The organism is Limosilactobacillus reuteri, from assembly GCF_002254085.1.
In the GTDB taxonomy this organism is placed as follows: domain Bacteria; phylum Bacillota; class Bacilli; order Lactobacillales; family Lactobacillaceae; genus Limosilactobacillus; species Limosilactobacillus reuteri_K.
In genome coordinates, this window is the sequence record NZ_NGPY01000014.1 from 1 (window position 1) to 20,554 (window position 20,554).

The window sequence follows — 20,554 nt, forward strand, 5'->3', positions numbered from 1 at the left end:
ATGAATATGTCCAAGACGCTCCAGTCAATTCAATGTGATTAAGTTGTCGAACCGCCGTATACGGAACCGTACGTACGGTGGTGTGAGAGGTCGATAATTGAAATAATCAATTATCTCCTACTCGATTGGCTGAAATTGAATTGTTATGATAAAACTATGTAACAATTTATTACGGATTGACAAATCGAAATTTGCCTCTGGTATAATAAAAGCTATAATTAATTGGCAGACGTGAACTTTTAATAAATGTCTGTAATTAATCCTAAGTACATGATAAAAATGGAGGAACAATTAGTGTTTTCCAAAAGTAAACATGATGAAATAAATCAGCAACTTGATATGGATCGTATTCCTAAACATATTGCAATTATTATGGATGGTAATGGCCGGTGGGCGCAGAAACGGCACCTTCCACGGGTCGCTGGCCATAAGCAGGGAATGCAAACGGTAAAAAAGATTACAATTGCTGCCAGTGAATTAGGTGTAAAAGTCTTATCATTATATGCTTTTTCAACCGAAAACTGGAAACGTCCTTCTTCAGAGGTAAGTTATTTAATGCAGTTGCCTGTCCGCTTCTTCTCAACATTTGTTCCAGATCTTGTCAAACATAATGTTAAGGTGACAGTGATGGGAGATATTACGCAACTACCTGAAGCTACGCAAAAAGCTGTTAAAGATGCAATGGCTGATACAGCCCACTGTACAGGAATGATTCTCAACTTTGCTTTGAACTATGGGAGTCGAGATGAGATCACTCAGACTGCTAAAAAGATTGCGGAAGACGTTCAAAATGGGAACTTGGTAATCGCGGATATTAATGAAGCAGCATTTGGTAAGTACTTAATGTCAGCACAACTAGGTCAATTTGCAGACCCTGATCTGTTAATCAGAACAAGTGGCGAAGAGCGAATTAGTAACTTTATGCTGTGGCAAATTGCTTACAGTGAATTGGAGTTTGTTCCAGAGCACTGGCCGGACTTTGATGAAGATTCATTGCGATCAGCAATAATTACCTATCAAGGACGTCATCGGCGGTTCGGTGGATTAAAAAATCAATAAATAATAAGGGGATTTTGTTTTGAAAACAAGAATAACGACCGCGGTAATTGCACTTGCAATCTTTATACCGCTTATTATATATGGTCATTGGCCATTAACAATTGCAGCCGTTGCATTAGGAATCGTTGCAATGTCAGAAGTATTGGTAATGAAAAAAATGTTTGTAATTTCATTTGAAGCTTTGATTAGTTATCTGGGGGTTGCTTTATTAATATTACCGGATAGTTGGCTTGACTTCTTACCTAGCGTTGCAACTCGATGGTTCGGCTTCTATATTTTAGTTGTTTTACTTCTATTACATACAGTTATTCGAAAACAACGCTTTACTTTCGACGACGCCGGGGTTTTAACATTAGCAATGCTCTATATCGGAATGGGATTTCGCTATTTTATTGCTGCTCGGGCAATCAATTTTCAAACGCTATTATATGGAATGTTAATCGTTTGGATTACAGATAGTGGAGCATATTTAATTGGCCGAAAAATTGGTAAAAATAAACTCGCTCCTAAGATTAGTCCTAATAAAACTTGGGAAGGTTCAATTGGTGGTACATTAGCCGCTGTTATTATTTTAGCTATTTATTGCTACTTTATCCCTGTTGGTGCAGGTTGGGTAACAATGATATTCGTTACTTTGATTCTTTCAATCTTCGGTCAATTTGGTGACTTAATCGAATCATCATTAAAACGCTACTATGGTGTAAAGGATTCGGGAAAAATTCTTCCAGGCCATGGCGGAATTTTAGATCGGTTTGATAGTATGCTGATTGTTATGCCAATGCTTCATTTATTAGGGATCATTTAATCAAACGTAAGGAAGAGATTTTTTGATAATAACAATTATTACATTTATTATTGTTTTTGGAATCCTTGTCCTTGTTCATGAATATGGTCATTATTATTTTGCTAAACGAGCAGGAATTCTGGTTCGTGAATTTTCAATAGGAATGGGTCCAAAAATTTGGTGGAAACGAAAAAATGGTACTACCTATACTATTCGAATTTTGCCCCTCGGTGGTTATGTTCGTTTAGCTGGTGCTGATGATGAGGACCAAGATGAATTAAAGCCAGGTACTCCCCTAACGATTCAACTAAATGATCAAGATAAAGTTATTAGTATTAATGCTAGTGATAAAACAACCTTATTTCAGGGGATTCCTCTTCAATTAGTTGCTTGTGATTTAGAAGATGGCTTATGGATAAAAGGATATGTCAATGGGGACGAAGATCAGCTAAAGGTATATAGTGTTGACCATGATGCAATGATTATTGAACGAGACGGAACCGAGGTACAGATTGCTCCACGTGATGTGCAATTTCGTTCAGCAAGTCTTCCTGCACGGATGATGACTAATTTTGCTGGTCCAATGAATAATTTTATTTTGTCCTTAGTAGTATTTATTATCCTTGGTTTCACCTTAACGGGCGTACCAACTAATAGCAATCAGTTAGGGCAAGTTAATACAGGTTCCGTAGCTGCCAAAGCGGGCTTAAAAGCAAACGATCGGATTGTTAAGGTTAACAACCAAAAGATCAATAATTGGACTGACCTTTCAACTAACATTTCAAATAGGCCTAATAAGACAGTGTCAATAACGTATGAGCGTGGTAACAAGGCATTTCATACTAAGTTAACACCAAAAGCAGTTGAACGAGGTCATCAAAAAGTTGGGCAAATTGGAATTGTTGAAAAGCAAGAAAAGAGTTTAGCTGCTCGATTGAAGTTTGGCTGGCAGCAATTTATCCAAGCGGGAACATTAATTTTCAGTGTTCTTGGTCACATGGTTACTCATGGATTTAGCTTAAATGACCTTGGTGGACCGGTAGCAATTTATGCTGGGACATCGCAAGCCACCTCATTGGGAATCAATGGAGTTTTAAATTTCTTAGCCCTCTTATCAATCAACTTAGGAATTGTTAACTTATTACCAATTCCAGCATTGGATGGCGGGAAATTGTTATTGAATATTGTTGAAGCGATCATTCGGCGACCAATTCCTGAAAAGGCTGAGGGAATTATCACAATGATTGGTTTCCTAATCTTACTAACACTTATGGTTCTAGTAACATGGAACGATATTCAAAGATATTTTATTCGGTAATTAAAAAACAAAGGAGTATATTTTTTAATGAAACAGTCAAAGGTATTAATTCCAACAAAAAAAGAGGCCCCAAGTGATGCAGAAGCCTTAAGTCATAAGATGATGATTCGTGCCGGATACATTTACCAAGTATCTGCGGGGGTATGGTCATATTTACCATTAGCTTACCGGGTTATTCGCAAAGTAGAAAATATTATTCGTGATGAAATGGATAAGGCCGGAGCGGTTGAAATGCTTATGCCGGGACTTCTTCCAGCTGATTTGTGGAAGGAATCTGGTCGTTACGAAAGCTATGGTGATAATCTTTTCAAACTTAAAGATCGGCGTGACCGTGACTTTATTTTAGGCCCAACTCATGAAGAAACTTTTACTGAAGTTTTGCGCGATAGTATTAAGTCTTACAAGAAGCTTCCGTTAGTAGTTTATCAATTACAAGATAAGTTCCGTGATGAAGATCGCCCTCGTTATGGAATTCTTCGTGGGAAAGAATTTGAAATGCTTGACGGTTACTCTTTCTCAGCGGATCAAGAAGGATTAGATGAAGCCTACAATAATCAAGCAAAGGCCTACCGGAATATTTTTGATCGGATTGGTTTAAACTATAAAGTTATTCTCGCAGATTCGGGAACAATGGGTGGTAAGAACTCACAAGAATTTTCTGCACCTGCTGAAGTAGGGGAAGACATAATCGCTTATACTGATGGTGATTATGCTGCCAATATTGAGAAAGCTGAAAGCAAATTTGTTGGTGTACAACAAACAGCTGCTCCTGCACCAATTGAGAAAAAGGCTACTCCAGGTGCTCATACGGTGGATGAAGCTGCGGAAAGTTTAGATCTTGATCCTAATCAAGTTATCAAATCCATGCTTTACATTGCTAAAATGAGTGAAGATGAATACCAACCAGTCTTAGTATTGATGCGTGGTGACGATGAAGTTAATGAAGCAAAAGTAACGAATGCTATTGATTGTGAAGAACTTGAATTAGCGACAGAAGAAGATGCCGAAAAGTACCTCAATGCTCATCCAGGATCACTTGGACCTGTAGGAGTAGGTGAAGAAGTTAAGATTCTTGCTGATAATTACGTTAAGGTCTTAGTTAACATGGCATGTGGTGCCAATGAAGATGGTTACCATTATATTAATGCTAATATTGACCGTGACTTCCGCGTTGATCAATTTGGTGACTTCCGGAATGTTAAAGAAGGCGAGATTGCTCCTGATGGTAAACCACTTAAATTTACTCCCGGAATTGAAATTGGTCATATCTTTAAGTTAGGTACTCATTACTCAAGCAAGCTTGGTGCCCAAGTTCTTGATAGCAATGGTCGTTTGACAGACGTAATCATGGGAAGTTACGGTATTGGTGTAACCCGTCTATTGTCAGCTGTTGCAGAACAAAATGCTGATGAAAATGGTCTTGTCTGGCCTGATAGCATCGCTCCATTTGATGTTCACGTAATTCCGGTTAATGCCAAGAAAGAAGACCAAATGGCCATGGCTGATAAGATTGATCAACAATTAACTGAAGCTGGTTATGAGGTATTGGTAGATGACCGGAAAGAACGAGCAGGGGTTAAATTTGCTGATTCAGACTTGATTGGTATTCCAATTCGAGTTACTGTGGGTAAGAAAGCTCAAGATGGTATCGTTGAAATTAAGATCCGTAAAACTGGTGAAACTGTTGAAGTTAAACAGGAAGAATTAGTAAATACGGTGGGGATTTTACTCAAGCAATTGAACGAAGAAAAAAACAAATAATTTAAACTAATGTGGCTGCGATGTTAAGATAGGTAACGTTACTCGCACCACATTTTTAAGTAGGAGGATTAGAACGTGGGATTAAGTCGCCAAGAATTATTTGGAAAACTATTAGAACAAATTCACTTTCCGGAAAAAGACAATTCTGCATTCAGAAATGCCGCAGTTCAATCAGTTATTGTTCATAAAAAGTCTCGGCAGTGGGAGTTTCACTTAATCTTTAATAAAGCTTTGCCGTATGACCTATTTACACAGTTCAATCAGAGCTTACAACTCGGGTTCAAAGATATTGCTAAAGTTAGTTTAAAGATTAGTACTCCCATGACAGAACTTGATGAATCACAGATAGCTAATTATTGGCAGTTCATCATTAATAAAGTAATTAGTGATACACCATTGCTTCAACAAGCTTGCTTACAAACAGCACCCGAAGTTAAGGATGGCCGTGTAACGCTGGTTGTCGAAAATGAGGTAATTAAAGACTTACTAGCGCAGAAAGCATTAGATAAGATTGAAAAATCATACCAAGAGCTAGGTTTTCCTAAATTTAGGATTCATCCGTTTGTTGACCAGTCAGCTTCGCAAGCAAAAATTGAAGAATTAAAGGCTAAACACGAGAAGGCGGATGCTGCGCTTGCTGCCAAGGCGGCTGCCCGTATCAAGAAAAATGAGGCCGCAAAGAAGACAGCAAAGAAAAGTGCACCAGTCGCACCTGCCGATGGTCCAGTCCAACTTGGCCGAATGATTGATAGTAAGCAGAATGTTATTCAAATGAAAGACATTGAGGGTGAAGAACGGTCCGTAGTTGTTGAAGGATATGTATTTAATGCAGAAATTCGCGAACTACGCTCAGGTCGTCAATTATTAACGTTTGAAATTACGGACTATACTTCTTCTTTTGCTGTCAAGAAATTCTCACGTAACAGTGATGAAGAAGCACAATTTGCCAATATCAAAGCAGGAATGTGGTTGAAAGTTCGTGGACCTGTACAAGAAGATACCTGGATGCGAGACTTAGTAATCACGGCTTATGATGTTAATGAAGTAACTCATACAGCGCGTCAGGATAAAGCTCCTCAAGATGATAAACGAGTTGAACTTCATACGCATACAACAATGAGTCAGATGGATGCCACTAATTCGATTACTGAGCTTGCAACTCGTGCTCATAAGTGGGGACATCCAGCAATTGCGGTAACCGATCATGGAAATGTCCAGGCGTTCCCAGAAGCATTTAGCGTGGCCCAAAAAACGGGCATTAAAATGCTATATGGAATGGAAGCTAATGTTGTTGATGATGGAATTCCATTGGTATATAACGAGAATCATGAAGAACTTGCTCATCAGACCTATGTCATTTTTGACGTGGAAACGACAGGGTTATCAGCAATTTACGATAAGGTAATTGAATTATCTGCAGTTAAAATGCAAGATGGGAATGTCTTAGAACGTTTTGATGAATTCATCGATCCTGGTTTCCCATTATCAGAACAAACAACTAATTTAACTAGTATCACCACTGAAATGGTTCAAGGTTCTAAAACTGAAGAAGAAGTTTTTCAGATGTTCAAGGACTTTTGTAAGGGCTGTATTATTGCTGGTCATAACGTTTCATTTGATATGGGCTTTATGAATACTGGCTATGAACGTCATCAAATGGGAAAAATCGCGGAACCGGTAATCGATACATTACCACTGGCGCGATTCTTATATCCTGACATGCGAGGTTATCGATTAAACACGCTTAGTAAAAAGTTCAAAGTTGCGTTGGAACACCACCACCGTGCTAATTATGATTCGGAAGCTACAGGACACTTACTTTATAAGTTCCTAAAAGATGCTGAAGCCCGTTATGATGTGAAGTATGTGGATGATTTAAACAAGCATATGGAAGAAAATAATGCTTACCGTCATGCTCGGCCTTTTCATGTAACGATTTTTGCGCAGACCCAGGCTGGTTTGAAAAACTTATTTAAGTTAGTATCGCTATCAAACGTTGAATATTTTTACCGAGTACCGCGAATCCCGCGGACAGTACTGACGAAATATCGTGAAGGACTGCTTTTGGGAACTGCTTGTTCATCGGGGGAAGTATTTACCGCGATGATGGAGAAAGGTTACGATCAAGCACTAGAAAAGGCGCGCTACTATGATTTTATTGAAGTTCAACCCAAGCCAAACTATGCACCGTTGCTTGAACAACACGTGATTGCAGATGAAGACCACCTCGAAGATATCCTCAAAAATATAGTCAAACTAGGGGATGAACTGGAAAAAACAGTGGTTGCTACTGGGGATGTTCATTACCTTGATCCACATGATGGCATTTACCGTAAGATCCTGATTAATTCGCAAGGTGGCGCAAACCCGTTAAATCGAACTGAGCGTCCAGAAGTTCACTTTAGAACGACTGATGAAATGTTAAATGAATTTGCTTTTCTCGGTGAAGAAAAGGCTCATGAATTAGTTGTGGAGAATAGTAATAAGATTGCCGCCGAGATCGATGACAATATTCGGCCAGTAAAAGATAAACTTTATCCGCCACATATGAAGGGGGCCGAACAGGAAATTCAAGATCGGACATGGAATACCGCTAGAAAATGGTATGGTGATCCTTTGCCACAACTAGTGCAAGACCGGATTGAATTAGAGTTAAACAGTATTGTTAAGAACGGTTTCTCTGTTCACTATTTAATTGCTCAACGACTAGTAGCTAAGTCTAACAAAGATGGATACTTAGTAGGTTCACGGGGATCAGTTGGCTCAAGTGTAGTTGCAACGCTTTCGGGAATTACAGAAGTTAACCCCTTGCCACCACATTATCGCTGCCCAAACTGTCAATTTACTCACTTCTATACGCAAGGGGAATATAGTTCAGGTTTCGATTTACCAGATAAAAAATGTCCAAAGTGTGGCACGTTAATGGTAAAAGACGGTCATGATATTCCATTCCAAACCTTCCTTGGGTTTAAGGGTAATAAGGTGCCGGATATTGATTTAAACTTCTCTGGTGACTACCAGCCAATTGCCCATAACTATATGAAAGTCTTGTTCGGTGAAAAGAACGTATTCCGTGCCGGGACGATTGGTACGGTTGCCGATAAGACAGCATATGGGTATGTGAAGGCTTACGAACGAGATACAGAAAAGGAATTTAGAAAGGCAGAAGAGGATCGCTTAGCAAAGGGAGCTACTGGTGTTAAGCGAACTACTGGTCAGCACCCAGCAGGGATTATTATCGTCCCTGATGATATGGACATTTATGACTTTACACCCGTTCAGTATCCTGCTGATGACCAAACAGCTGCCTGGGAAACAACCCACTTTGATTTCCACTCGATTCACGATAATATTCTTAAAATGGATATTTTGGGACATGATGACCCAACGATGATTCGTGCCTTGCAAGATTTATCAGGAATTGATCCTCAGTCGATTCCAATGGATGATCCAGGGGTGATGGCCTTATTCTCTAGTCCTAAGGTATTAGGAGTAACTGAAGAACAAATTCAAAGTAAAACTGGTACACTAGGATTACCAGAATTCGGGACGCGATTTGTCCGGGGGATGCTGGAGGATACTCATCCGAAAAATTACTCCCAATTATTACAAATTTCAGGTCTTTCACATGGGACTGGGGTGTGGCTAGATAATGCCCAGGAACTAATCAAACAGGGAATTGCCACTATCGCTAATGTGATTGGTTGCCGTGATAACATCATGACCGACTTAATCCACTATGGAATGGACTCAGAAATTTCTTTCCAAATTATGGAACATGTACGGAAAGGACGCGGAATTCCAGACGAGTGGCAGGAAAAAATGCATGAAGCTAATGTTCCCCAATGGTACATGGACTCATGTTTGAAGATTAAGTACATGTTCCCACGGGCGCACGCGGCTGCTTATGTTTTGATGGCCCTACGAATTGCTTACTTTAAGGTTTACTTCCCGTTAGTTTATTATTGTGCATTCTTCTCTGTGCGAGCAGATGACTTTGATGTAGTAGCGATGTCTCATGGTAAAGATGCGGTTAAGCAACGGATGAAAGAAATCAATGATAAGGGAAATGATGCCAGTGCAAAAGAGAAGAATCTCTTAACAATTCTTGAACTAGCTAATGAGATGCTGGAACGGGGATTTAAATTTAAGATGGTTGATATTGAAAAATCAGATGCCTCCGATTGGTTGATTGATGGTGATTCATTAATTGCACCATTCCGGGCAGTTCCTGGATTAGGGCTAAACGTTGCTAAACAAATTGTTGCCGCACGTGAAGAACGACCATTCCTTTCTAAAGAAGATTTAGCAGAGCGCGGAAAGGTTTCGCAAACGCTAATTGACTTCTTAACGGATAATCACGTATTAGATAAGTTGCCTGATGAAAATCAGCTTAGCTTGTTTTAACGAAAACATGCTTCATTGCTTGCCAGTGGCCATGTTACATGCTATAATAGATTGTGGTAAATAACTCGTGGGAGTGAGCAGAGATGCTCGCTCTTTTTATTGCAAATAATGGAGGTGACACGTTTGAGCAGTGTTGTAGAAACTGTAACAGATCTTGTAACGCCGATTTTACAGGACCATGATTTTTACTTATATGACTTAGAATTTGTAAAAGAAGGTAAAAGCTGGTACCTCCGCGTTTATATTGATAAAGACGGTGGGATTACGCTAGAAGATTGCGCACTTGTCAGTGACGAATTAAGTGAAGCATTAGATAATGTTGAACCTGATCCAATTCCACAGGCTTACTTTTTAGAGGTTTCCTCACCAGGTGCTGAACGCCCACTAAAGAAAGAGGAAGATTATCAACGAGCAATTGACCATTACATTCACATCTCTCTTTACCAACAGATTAATGGTCAAAAGATTTATGAGGGTACATTAATGCAATTATCTGATAAGGAAATTACATTGGATTATTTAGATAAGACTCGTCATCGGCAAATTACGATTGATCGTCAGAAAATTGCCCAAGCCCGATTAGCAATTAAATTCTAGTATTAAAGGAGTGTCGAAAGGTGAGTAAGCCAAAAATTAACACTGAAATGATTGGCGCCCTTGATTATCTTGAAAAAGAAAAGGGTATCAAGAAAGAGATTGTTATTGAAGCGTTAGAACAAGCACTTGAATCAGCCTACAAGCAAAACTATGGCGATAAGAATGTTGAAGTAGAATTCAATTCATTAACTGGTAATATTAAAGTCTACGCTGTAAAAACAATTACTGATGATGAAGAAGCAGTCGAAGCAGATAGCAACGAATTTATGAGCTTGGCAGATGCTCGCAAGCTTCCTCATGGTCAAGGTTATGATATTGGCGATGAAATTCGCGAAGAAGTTACTCCACGTGATTTTGGTCGGATTGCTGCCCAAACTGCTAAACAAGTGGTAATGCAACGTCTCCGTGAAGAAGAACGGAAAATTATTTACGATAAGTACAAGACTTATGAAAACGAGATTATCACTGGTGAAGTTTCACGAGAAGATAAGCGTTTCACATATGTTGATTTAGGAGATGGTGTAGAAGGTGCCATGGGATTTAGAGATAAGATGCCGAATGAGCACTACCACGTCCATGATCGGATTCAAGTATATGTAACGAAAGTAAATGACGATCGTCGGGGCCCACAAATTTTTGTTAGCCGGACTGCTCCAGAACTTTTGAAGCGATTATTTGAACGAGAAGTGCCTGAAATTAAAGATGGAACTGTCTTAATCGAAAATATTGCTCGTGAAGCAGGCGATCGTGCTAAGGTTGCAGTATACTCAAATGATCCTAATGTTGATCCAGTTGGTACTTGTGTTGGTCCACGAGGTTCTCGTGTCCAAGCAATCGTTAATGAACTTGATGGCGAGAATATGGATATTGTAGAGTACGTTAAGGATCCCGCTAAGTTTATCGCTAATGCCTTGAACCCAGCAGAAGTACTTGATGTAATCTTTAACGAAGACAAGCCAGCAAGCGAAACTGAGGAGAGTGAAGGTGAAGAAACGACTGAAGGACAAACAGAACGTTCATGTACTGTCGTTGTTCCAGATAATCAATTATCTTTAGCCATCGGTAAGCGGGGACAAAATGCTCGTCTCGCTGCTCGTTTGACTAAGTACAAGATTGATATCAAGTCTGAATCTGAAATGGCTGAAAATGATCAAGAATCTGAAGAAGTAGCTGATTCAGAAGAAAATATTGACAATAACGAAGAATAACTAAAAATTAAGCAGCGGGGTGAAAATAATGAAAAAGAGAAAAATACCGATGCGTAAAGACATTGTTACCGGTGAAATGATGCCTAAACGGCAATTAATTCGGGTAGTTAAGAATAAGGAAAATGAAGTATCCTTAGACCCAACTGGTAAGAAGCCTGGTCGTGGAGCATATGTTGCAGTAGATGTAGATATTGCAAAGCGGGCCAAGAAAGAAAAAACTTTTGAAAAGGCTTTTCATCTTCAACTTGATGAATCATTTTATGATGAATTAATCAAGTATGCAGACCACCTACAGGCACGACAAGAGTTATTTGGTAATGATCAAAAATAAAGAACAGGTCTTAAACCTCCTTGGAATCGCTCGGCGCGCCCGGCAACTTCAAAGTGGGGAAGAGATTGTCTTAAAAAATATTCAAACTAAAAAGGCAAAGTTTGTATTCCTAGCTTCAGATGCTGGAAAAGCTAGTGCAAAAAAGATTACTGATAAATGTAAATTTTATGGCATTCCTTTTTCAACCGATTTCACTAGAGAACAGCTTAGCCAGGCAACAGGGCAAGCACGAACAGTTTTTTGTGTAATGCAATCAGGTTTTGCAAGAAAGTTTGAGGAACTACTAACTATGAGATAAGGAGTGTGAGCATATGGCCAAAGAACGAATTTATGAATTAGCTAAGGAATTAAAAATGCCTAGCAAAGACTTAGTTAATATGGCCAATCGGCAAGGAATGGGAGTTAAAAGTCACATGTCTTCTGTTACCCCAGATCAAGCGCAACAATTACGTCAACTTGCAAAGGGTGGACAAAAAACAACTAATAATCAACACCAACCAGTAAAGAAAAATGATGGTCATAATAAACAAAATAACCATCAAGCACAAAATCATAATCAACACCACGATCATGATAAAGCACAAAATGAACGTTCACAAAAGAAAAACAATAACCGGCAAAATAATGGACAAAAAGATCATAATCAACACCAAAACAACGGTGGTCGGTTTGGCGGCAGCTTGAATAACGATCAAGGTCGGAATGGCAAACGCTTTACTAAGAAAAACAAGAAGAATAAGAAACATAATAAGAATAAGCGGTTACGTGAGGTAGCTCATAAGCAACCAACCCAACGAAAAGATAAGCCGCTTCCAGAAGTATTAGAATATACTGATGGAATGAATGCCCAAGACTTAGGAAAGATCTTACACCGCTCACCAGCAGAAATCGTTAAAAAATTATTTATGCTTGGTGTAATGATCAACCAAAATCAGTCACTTGATAAGGATACAATTGAATTATTAGCAACTGATTACGGGATTGAGGCTAAGGAAAAGGTTCAAGTTGACGTTTCAGACATTGATAAGATGTTTGAAGATGAACAAAATAATACTGAACACCAAGTAACGCGGCCTGCTGTTGTTACCGTTATGGGACACGTTGATCATGGTAAGACAACCTTACTTGATAAGTTACGTCACTCTAATGTTACTGAACATGAAGCGGGAGGAATTACCCAGGAAATTGGTGCTTATCAAGTTCATTATAATGATCAATTAATTACGTTCCTTGATACGCCAGGACACGCTGCCTTTACTGAAATGCGTGCCCGAGGAGCTAATATTACTGATATCACGGTCCTCGTTGTTGCAGCTGATGATGGGGTTATGCCTCAGACAGTTGAAGCTATTCACCACGCGCAAGCTGCCCAGACACCAATCATTGTTGCAGTTAACAAGATTGATAAACCAGGTGCAAATCCAGATCGTGTAACTGAAGAATTAGCAAAGTACAATTTAATTCCTGAAGACTGGGGTGGAGATACAATCTTTGTTAAGATTTCTGCCAAATTTGGTAAGAATCTTGATGAATTACTTGATATGATTCTACTTCAAGCTGAAATGCTGGAATTGAAGGCTAATCCAGATCAAAATGCGGCTGGATCAGTTGTTGAAGCCCGTCTTGATCAAGGTCGGGGATCAGTTGCTACTGTTTTAGTGCAACAAGGTACTCTTCATGTCGGGGACCCAATTGTTGTTGGTAACACATTTGGTCGTGTGCGGACAATGACAAATGAAAATGGCCGTCGGATTAAAGAAGCCACCCCATCTACTCCTGTTGAGATTACTGGACTAAATGAAGTACCAGAAGCTGGGGACCGGTTTGTTGTCTTTGATGATGAAAAGACTGCCCGTGCAGCAGGTGAAGAACGGGCTAAACGTGCCATGGATAAGGAACGTCAAAAGACTTCTCACGTTACATTAGACAACCTTTTTGCTACTATGAAGAAGGGTCAAATGAAGACCTTACCAATTATTATTAAAGCCGATGTTCAGGGATCGGTTGAAGCTTTAAGTCAAAGTCTTCAAAAGATTAAAGTTGACGGTGTTCGTGTTGATATTATTCACCAAGCCGTTGGTGCCATTAATCAAAGTGATGTTACCTTAGCTGAAGCATCTAATGCGGTTATCATTGGCTTTAATGTCCGTCCAACTGCCGTAGCTAAGACATTGGCTGATTCTAATAGTATTGATATCCGTCTTCACCGTGTCATTTACGATGCAATTGAAGAAGTTGAAGATGCGATGAAGGGGATGCTTGAACCGGTATACAAGGAAGAAACAATTGGTCAAGTAGAAGTTCGTCAAATCTATAAGGCATCGAAGATTGGTACAATTGCCGGGGGAATGGTTACATCTGGCAAGATCACTCGTGATGCAAAGGTTCGTTTAGTTCGTGATGGCGTTGTTATTTACGAAGGTGAATTAGGTAGTCTTAAGCGCTTCAAAGATGATGTCAAAGAAGTTAAGCAGGGTTATGAATGTGGTTTGACAATTGAAAACTACAATGACATTAAGGAAATGGATGTTATTGAAGCCTACAAGATGAAAGAAGTTCCAGTTAAGTAAAAGCTGAGGAGAGATAAAGATGCCAAGTAAACAATATCGAGTAGATCGTTTAGCTCAAGAAATTCAAAAAGATGTTGACGAAATCTTGTTAAAACGTGTTCGTGATCCACGTGTACAAAACGTTACAATTACGGGTGTGGATGTTACTGGTGATCTCCAGCAAGCAACTATCTATTACAGTATTTTGTCAGATCTTGCTTCTGATGCGGAGAAGGCACAGGCTGGATTAGATAAGGCGACTGGGTTAATTCGGAGTGAATTAGGCGCCCGTCTTAATATTTTTAAGACTCCAGAAATTAAATTTGTAAGAGACCCATCAGTTGCTTACGGTAGTCGAATTGATCAACTCATTAACGACTTACACAAAAAAGAAAAATAATTAGCAAAAGGGAGCGAGACAGAAGCTACTTGTGACTTCGTTTTTCTACGCGAAGCTAGCCTCTGGGAGCCCCCGCAAGCAACAATATAGGCCTCCAACGTTCGGTTCGAGCGATGGAGGCCATTGTTGTACTGCACTATTTGTCTTTTGTGAAAGTAACTTGACTTATATCATAGCCCCTTGGAGGAATAACGATGGATGGAATAATACCCTTATATAAAGAACGTGGGATGACTAGTTTTGCCTGTGTTAGTCGACTACGACAAATTTTAAAAACTAAAAAGATTGGTCATTCAGGAACACTTGATCCAGGTGTAGCGGGTGTTTTGCCAATTTGTGTTGGAAATGCTACCAAGGTTGTTGATTATTTGATGCAATCAGGAAAGCAATATCAAGGTGAGCTTTTAATTGGGTTTGCGACTACTACCCAAGACCTTGATGGAGACAAAATTGAAGAAAAAGTAGTTACAGATGAAATTCCCACTAGTGAAATATTAGCAGCCATGAATTCATTGACGGGGACAATAGTACAAATCCCACCGATGTACTCGGCGGTAAAAGTAAATGGAAAAAAGCTTTATGAATATGCAAGAGCTGGTGAAACTGTTGAACGGCCCAAACGGCAAGTGACTATTAGTAAATTTGAATTACTGAGCTCAAAGTATGATGAGAAAAATAAACAACAACGAATCCGCTTTAATGTTGAATGTAGTAAGGGTACTTATATTCGGACGCTTGTTGTTGACCTTGCACGTAAACTAGGGTATCCAGGAGTAATGAGTTTGTTAACGCGGTTGAAGAGTGGAGGTTTTACTCTTGATCAGACTCTAAGTTTAGACGACGTTCGCGATGCTGTTGCGACCCAAACTCTCCAGCAATACTTGTATCCTTTAGATTATGCTTTGAAGGACTATCCGCAATTAACGATTCAAGAGGCTCAATGGAAAAAGGTTCAAAATGGGGGATGGCTTTCTCCAAGTGAACTTAATACTAGCGAGAAGGAAATTGTGTTATCATTTGATGGACAAGTAAAAGCACTGTATCATTTTGATCCGAAAAATAAAATGTATAAGCCAACTAAAATGTTTGCAGTTAATTGAGGAGTGTAGGAGTTGCAAGTTATAAAAATTCACCATCCTTTGGAAAAAAGACTAATTCCTGCGGGGCCAATTGTACTTGCAATGGGTTTTTTTGATGGTGTTCATCGGGGACATCAGGCAGTAATCAAATGTGCCCGCGAAATTGCCCGTGAAAAAGGATTGCCGTTAGTCGTTTTGACATATGATCATGCTCCTGGAATTGTTTATCGTCAATATAAGGGTGGCTTTAAATATTTATCAACGGTCAATAGAAAGCTCGAATTATTAAATGACCTTGATGTCGATCGGGTTTATTTAATAAGCTTTACCTCGTCATTTGCAAGCCTTTCTCCTCAGCAATTTGTTGATGAGTATTTGGTAGGTTTTCATGCTCAAACGGTCGTAGCAGGGTTTGATCATACTTATGGAAAAGAAGATATTGCATCAATGAAATTGCTTCCTAAGTATGCAGCGGGACGGTTTGAAGTTATAACTGTGCCCAAATTTACTGAGAATGGAAGTCAAGAAAAGGTCGGTTCTCGAGAAATTCGGAAATTAATCGATACTGGTAATGTGGAAGCAGCCAACCAGGCGTTAGGGTATCCTTATCAAACAACTGGCTTAGTAGTTCATGGCTTAGCTCGTGGACGAACGCTTGGTTTTCCTACGATCAATGTTGAGCATCCGGAAGAGGAGCGAATTCCGGGGATTGGGGTCTATGCTGTCAAAGTTAAACTCGGTAAGAAATGGTATGACGGGATGGCAAGTGTTGGACACAACATAACATTTGGGGATGCTAATCAATTAACTGTTGAAATTAACTTATTTGATTTTCAACAAATGGTGTATGGCGAGGAAGTAGTTGTTCGTTGGTATCAGTACCTTCGTGGCGAAGAAAAGTTCACGGGAGCGGATGCATTAGTTGCACAGATGAAACAAGACGAACAAAATTCCCGTCGTATTTTAGAAAAATATAAATAAAAGAGGTTTGGATTGATCTTTTGTGGCATTTGCGCCGCCAAGATTCATCAAACCTCTTTTTTAATGCCGACTTCCACGATGACTGGTAGTCTGGTTAATCTTATGAATGTTTCGTTCAAATTTGAATCCGCCATCAGTTACTAATTTGAAATGCCGCATTTTCCCGTTAAAAGGCTGGCCGTTTAAGCGTACTGCTGTCCAGTTACGCATAATTTCGGTCATTGAAGCAAGTGCCTTAAGTTGATTAGGATTTTTCTCCTTAATTGCTTCGTCTTTAATATCTGACTGCAAGCGATAGATTAGGTTGTTATGGTATTCTAATAGTTCATTCGTTAGGGGGGCATTACGGTATTTATTAAATAACTTCTGAATTAATAACATTGCTTCTTGAGTATTCTGGGGTTGAATATAGCGATGTTCTTTATGTTTCATGAATAAAGCTCCTTTAAAAAATTGTTTGACGTTTCTTGACTTTTAGGGTAGTAATTGGTATATTATACAGTGTGTTTAGCACTTGACCCTAATGAGTGCTAAAAGGGGAAGTGATATACAATGCTAACACAACGACAGAAAAAGATTCTGCAAGCGATTGTACGTCAATACACATCAACTGGTCAACCGGTTGGATCAAAACATTTAGCAGAAAAGTTGCCTTTTAAGGTCAGTTCAGCAACTGTCCGTAATGAGATGGCGGTTTTAGAGGACAATGATTTGATCTTAAAAGAGCACTCTTCATCAGGCCGGATTCCATCGAAACGAGGTTACCGTTATTATGTTGATAATTTGCTTGATCCACAAGCAGTTACTGATAATGACTTGGTAGTGATTCAAAATTCACTTGGATCCGGTTTTCAAAAGATTGACGAGATTATTTCACACTCTGCAGATATCTTATCAAACTTAACTTCATATACTGCTTTTACATTAAAGCCTGAGCAAGAAAGTGTTCGTTTGAGTGGCTTTCGAGTTGTACCGCTAGGAAATCATAAGGTTATTGCGATCTTGGTTACCGATAGCGGTGAGGTTGAAAATCAGTCGTTCACTTTGCCACCTGACATTGACACAGATGCAATGCAGGCAGTAATTAGAATGATTAATGATCAATTAGTTGGCTTGCCACTATCAGAGGTGGTAAAGCGACTGAAGGATGATATTCCACTTCAGGTTCTGCATTATATGCATAGTCCCGATGGCTTCCTTGATATTTTTGATAATGTCTTATCTCAAGCAGCCCGTGAGCGGTTTTTCGTTGGTGGTCGATTGAACTTACTAGATTTTGCAAGTACTCATGATCCCCACGCAATCCAATCATTATATGGCTTGTTAGATAAGAATGACAACTTATCAAATATCTTGGATTCGACACTTACCTCGGATAATGGAGTTAATGTTAAAATCGGTCAAGAAATCTCTAAGAATAAGCTTCTTGAGGATTATAGCTTAATTACTGCAAGTTATAATGTTGAACAATATGGACGAGGAATTATTGCAGTTCTTGGTCCAACAAGGATGCCTTATTCACGGACGATTGGAATTGTAAATGCCTTTCGTCAAGAATTAGCAAAACGACTATTAGATTTCTACCGTCACTATTATGATTCATAGGAGGCGAGTTAATTGGCCAAGGAAAAACAAGAAGATCAACAAAAACAAACTGCGCCTGAAAATGAAAAGGCACCTAAAAGAGATATAAAAAAAGAGGCTTCAGATAAGAAAGATGATCAAACTTCTAAATTAAAAGAAGAGATCGCTGACTTAAAGAAGCAGCTCGCAGACAAAGATGATAAATATTTGCGAGCAGAAGCAGAAATACAAAATATGACTAATCGTTTTAATAAAGAACGGGCTCAAATCCTCAAATATGATGGTCAGGATTTAGCAAAGTCAATTTTACCCGTGCTTGACAACCTTAAGCGGGCATTAGCAATTGAGGTTGTAGACGATAATGGTAAACAACTTAAAAAGGGTATTCAAATGGTCCATGATCACCTTGTCAAGGCATTAAATGACCATGGCATCACTGAAATCAAAGCTGATGGTGAAACATTTGATCCTACTCTTCACCAGGCAGTTCAAACTGTTCCGGTCGAAGAAGGTCAGAAACCTGAAACTGTTGTTAATGTTCTTCAAGCAGGATATCAACTCAAAGACCGGGTATTACGCCCAGCAATGGTTGTTGTAGCTCAATAAATTTGTGAGAGAAGGAAATAAATTATGGCAAGTAATAAGATTATTGGTATTGATTTAGGTACTACTAACTCTGCGGTTGCTGTTATGGAAGGTAATGAACCTAAAATTATCACCAACCCAGAAGGAAGTCGGACAACACCATCTGTTGTTTCATTTAAGAATGGTGAAACTCAAGTTGGGGAAGTAGCAAAGCGTCAAGCAATTACTAATCCTAACACTATTTCATCAATTAAGAGTCACATGGGTGAAGCAGGATACACTGTTGAAGTTGATGGCAAGAAATATACTCCACAAGAAATTTCAGCAATGATTTTGCAATACCTTAAGAAATATGCTGAAGACTACATTGGTGATACCGTTACTCAAGCAGTTATTACTGTTCCTGCATACTTCAATGATGCTCAACGTCAAGCTACTAAGGATGCCGGTAAAATTGCGGGTCTTGATGTTAAGCGGATTATTAACGAACCTACTGCTTCATCACTAGCGTACGGTCTTGACAAGAAGGACAAAGATGAAAAGATCCTTGTTTATGACCTTGGTGGTGGTACATTCGATGTTTCCATCCTTGAATTAGGTGACGGTGTCTTCCAAGTTCTCTCTACTAATGGTGATACTCATTTAGGTGGGGATGACTTTGACCAAAAGATTATGGATTGGTTAATTGATGGCTTTAAGGAAGAGCATGGTGTTGATCTTTCTCAAGATAAGATGGCTCTTCAACGTTTGAAGGATGCTGCTGAAAAGGCTAAGAAGGACTTGTCAGGTGTTCAAGAAGCGCAAATCAGCTTACCATTTATTTCAGCCAGCGAAAATGGCCCATTACACTTGGAAAAGACATTAAGTCGGGCACAATTTAACCAATTAACTAATGACTTAGTTGAACGGACAAAGCAACCAGTATTGAATGCTTTGAAAGATGCTGATCTTACTTTTGATGACATTGATGAAGTTATCTTAAATGGTGGATCTACTCGTATTCCTGCCGTTCAAGAAATGGTTAAGGAATTAACTGGTAAGGAACCTAACCACTCAATTAATCCTGACGAAGCCGTTGCTCTTGGTGCAGCTATTCAAGGTGGGGTTCTTACTGGTGATGTTAAGGATGTCGTATTACTTGATGTTACTCCACTTTCACTTGGTATTGAAACCATGGGTGGTGTCTTCACTAAGTTGATTGACCGGAACACAACTATTCCTACTTCAAAGAGCCAAATCTTCTCAACTGCTGCTGATAACCAACCAGCTGTTGACATTCACGTTCTTCAAGGTGAACGTCCAATGGCAGCAGATAATAAGACTTTAGGTAACTTCCAACTAACTGATATTCCTGCTGCTCCCCGTGGTGTTCCTCAAATCAAAGTTACATTTGATATCGATAAGAACGGTATTGTTAATGTTTCTGCTGAAGATCAAGGAACTCACAAGAAGCAAAACATCACTATCAAGTCTAACTCCGGCTTAAGTGATGAAGAAATTGAACGGATGAAGAAGGATGCTGAAGAGCATGCTGAAGCCGACAAGAAGAAGAAGGAAGAAGTTGACTTAAAGAATGAAGTTGACCAAGAACTCTTCCAAGTTGATAAGACTTTGAAGGAAGTTAAGGGTAAAGTTCCTGAAGATGATATCAAGAAGGCTGAAAGTGCTCGTGACGAATTAAAGAAGGCTAAAGAAAGCGGCAACCTTGATGAAATGAAAGCTAAGAAGGATGCTTTGAATAAAGTTATTCAAGACCTTAGCGTAAAGCTTTACCAACAAGCTCAAGGTGCACAAGGTGGCGCTGCTAATGGTCAACCTGGTGATAACCAACAAAATGGTAATGACAACGGTAATGATGACAATACTGTTGATGGTGATTTTAAGGACGTTACACCAGACGACAAGAAATAG

At 39.3% G+C, this 20,554-nt stretch carries 17 protein-coding genes; 16 read left to right on the plus strand and 1 reads right to left on the minus strand.

Going from position 1 to position 20,554, the window contains the following annotated elements; all coding sequences use genetic code 11:
* Window positions 1–279 precede the first annotated feature (279 nt).
* The 13 genes from CBG10_RS03875 to ribF all read left to right on the plus strand — a co-directional run bounded on the left by CBG10_RS03875 (window position 280) and on the right by ribF (window position 16,474).
* On the plus strand, window positions 280–1,059 hold the full coding sequence (locus CBG10_RS03875) for an isoprenyl transferase (protein ID WP_094511710.1): 780 nt from the start codon (window positions 280–282) through the stop codon (window positions 1,057–1,059).
* 19 nt (window positions 1,060–1,078) lie between these two features.
* Complete coding sequence (locus CBG10_RS03880; protein ID WP_094508691.1) at window positions 1,079–1,864, plus strand: phosphatidate cytidylyltransferase; 786 nt, start codon at window positions 1,079–1,081, stop codon at window positions 1,862–1,864.
* Window positions 1,865–1,886: 22 nt separating this feature from the next.
* Entirely contained in the window at window positions 1,887–3,161 is a 1,275-nt protein-coding gene (gene rseP, locus CBG10_RS03885; RefSeq protein ID WP_094511711.1) for an RIP metalloprotease RseP, read from the plus strand.
* A 27-nt stretch (window positions 3,162–3,188) separates the two neighbouring features.
* Window positions 3,189–4,922, plus strand: coding sequence for a proline--tRNA ligase (locus CBG10_RS03890; protein WP_094511712.1), 1,734 nt, complete (start codon window positions 3,189–3,191; stop codon window positions 4,920–4,922).
* A gap of 75 nt (window positions 4,923–4,997) precedes the next feature.
* On the plus strand, window positions 4,998–9,329 hold the full coding sequence (locus CBG10_RS03895; protein WP_094511714.1) for a PolC-type DNA polymerase III: 4,332 nt from the start codon (window positions 4,998–5,000) through the stop codon (window positions 9,327–9,329).
* Window positions 9,330–9,452: 123 nt separating this feature from the next.
* On the plus strand, window positions 9,453–9,926 hold the full coding sequence (gene rimP / locus CBG10_RS03900) for a ribosome maturation factor RimP (RefSeq protein ID WP_143452348.1): 474 nt from the start codon (window positions 9,453–9,455) through the stop codon (window positions 9,924–9,926).
* Between the two features lie 20 nt (window positions 9,927–9,946).
* Entirely contained in the window at window positions 9,947–11,134 is a 1,188-nt protein-coding gene (gene nusA / locus CBG10_RS03905; RefSeq protein ID WP_019251783.1) for a transcription termination factor NusA, read from the plus strand.
* A gap of 28 nt (window positions 11,135–11,162) precedes the next feature.
* Entirely contained in the window at window positions 11,163–11,465 is a 303-nt protein-coding gene (gene rnpM / locus CBG10_RS03910; protein ID WP_019251782.1) for an RNase P modulator RnpM, read from the plus strand.
* Window positions 11,452–11,763: a L7Ae/L30e/S12e/Gadd45 family ribosomal protein gene (locus CBG10_RS03915; protein ID WP_003665798.1), complete on the plus strand. Its 312-nt coding sequence runs from the start codon at window positions 11,452–11,454 to the stop codon at window positions 11,761–11,763. The genes rnpM and CBG10_RS03915 overlap by 14 nt, the downstream gene beginning before the upstream one ends.
* A gap of 13 nt (window positions 11,764–11,776) precedes the next feature.
* The gene (gene infB, locus CBG10_RS03920) at window positions 11,777–14,035 is read left to right on the plus strand and encodes a translation initiation factor IF-2 (RefSeq protein ID WP_094511716.1); all 2,259 of its coding nucleotides are present in this window, start codon (window positions 11,777–11,779) and stop codon (window positions 14,033–14,035) included.
* A 19-nt stretch (window positions 14,036–14,054) separates the two neighbouring features.
* Window positions 14,055–14,414 carry a 30S ribosome-binding factor RbfA gene (rbfA, locus tag CBG10_RS03925; RefSeq protein WP_003665800.1) on the plus strand — a complete coding sequence of 120 codons (360 nt, stop codon included), beginning with the start codon at window positions 14,055–14,057 and terminating at the stop codon, window positions 14,412–14,414.
* A gap of 194 nt (window positions 14,415–14,608) precedes the next feature.
* Complete coding sequence (truB, locus tag CBG10_RS03930) at window positions 14,609–15,514, plus strand: tRNA pseudouridine(55) synthase TruB (RefSeq protein WP_019251780.1); 906 nt, start codon at window positions 14,609–14,611, stop codon at window positions 15,512–15,514.
* 12 nt (window positions 15,515–15,526) lie between these two features.
* Window positions 15,527–16,474 (plus strand): riboflavin biosynthesis protein RibF, encoded by a 948-nt coding sequence (ribF, locus tag CBG10_RS03935; protein WP_019251779.1) that lies wholly within the window; start codon window positions 15,527–15,529, stop codon window positions 16,472–16,474.
* 60 nt (window positions 16,475–16,534) lie between these two features.
* Here the strand turns inward: ribF and CBG10_RS03940 are convergent, their stop codons facing one another.
* Window positions 16,535–16,906, minus strand: a complete 372-nt coding sequence (locus CBG10_RS03940) for a hypothetical protein (protein ID WP_003665804.1) — start codon at window positions 16,904–16,906, stop codon at window positions 16,535–16,537.
* Window positions 16,907–17,026: 120 nt separating this feature from the next.
* Between CBG10_RS03940 and hrcA the strand changes: the two genes are divergently transcribed.
* The 3 genes from hrcA to dnaK are packed head-to-tail and all read left to right on the plus strand — an operon-like array spanning window position 17,027 to window position 20,554.
* Entirely contained in the window at window positions 17,027–18,079 is a 1,053-nt protein-coding gene (gene hrcA, locus CBG10_RS03945) for a heat-inducible transcriptional repressor HrcA (protein ID WP_035152843.1), read from the plus strand.
* A 12-nt stretch (window positions 18,080–18,091) separates the two neighbouring features.
* A complete protein-coding gene (grpE, locus tag CBG10_RS03950; protein ID WP_019252187.1) occupies window positions 18,092–18,664 on the plus strand; it encodes a nucleotide exchange factor GrpE in 573 nt (190 codons plus the stop codon).
* A 24-nt stretch (window positions 18,665–18,688) separates the two neighbouring features.
* Complete coding sequence (gene dnaK, locus CBG10_RS03955; protein ID WP_094511717.1) at window positions 18,689–20,554, plus strand: molecular chaperone DnaK; 1,866 nt, start codon at window positions 18,689–18,691, stop codon at window positions 20,552–20,554.

What these genes read in the sequence shown, in the direction of transcription:
- CBG10_RS03875 (WP_094511710.1), top strand. Translation starts at nt 280, where the DNA reads ATGGAGGAACAATTAGTGTTTTCCAAAAGTAAACATGATGAAATAAAT.
- CBG10_RS03915 (WP_003665798.1), top strand. Translation starts at nt 11,452, where the DNA reads ATGATCAAAAATAAAGAACAGGTCTTAAACCTCCTTGGAATCGCTCGG.
- truB (WP_019251780.1), top strand. Translation starts at nt 14,609, where the DNA reads ATGGATGGAATAATACCCTTATATAAAGAACGTGGGATGACTAGTTTT.
- hrcA (WP_035152843.1), top strand. Translation starts at nt 17,027, where the DNA reads ATGCTAACACAACGACAGAAAAAGATTCTGCAAGCGATTGTACGTCAA.
- CBG10_RS03890 (WP_094511712.1), top strand. Translation starts at nt 3,189, where the DNA reads ATGAAACAGTCAAAGGTATTAATTCCAACAAAAAAAGAGGCCCCAAGT.
- CBG10_RS03940 (WP_003665804.1), bottom strand. Translation starts at nt 16,906, where the DNA reads ATGAAACATAAAGAACATCGCTATATTCAACCCCAGAATACTCAAGAA.
- rnpM (WP_019251782.1), top strand. Translation starts at nt 11,163, where the DNA reads ATGAAAAAGAGAAAAATACCGATGCGTAAAGACATTGTTACCGGTGAA.
- dnaK (WP_094511717.1), top strand. Translation starts at nt 18,689, where the DNA reads ATGGCAAGTAATAAGATTATTGGTATTGATTTAGGTACTACTAACTCT.
- infB (WP_094511716.1), top strand. Translation starts at nt 11,777, where the DNA reads ATGGCCAAAGAACGAATTTATGAATTAGCTAAGGAATTAAAAATGCCT.
- rbfA (WP_003665800.1), top strand. Translation starts at nt 14,055, where the DNA reads ATGCCAAGTAAACAATATCGAGTAGATCGTTTAGCTCAAGAAATTCAA.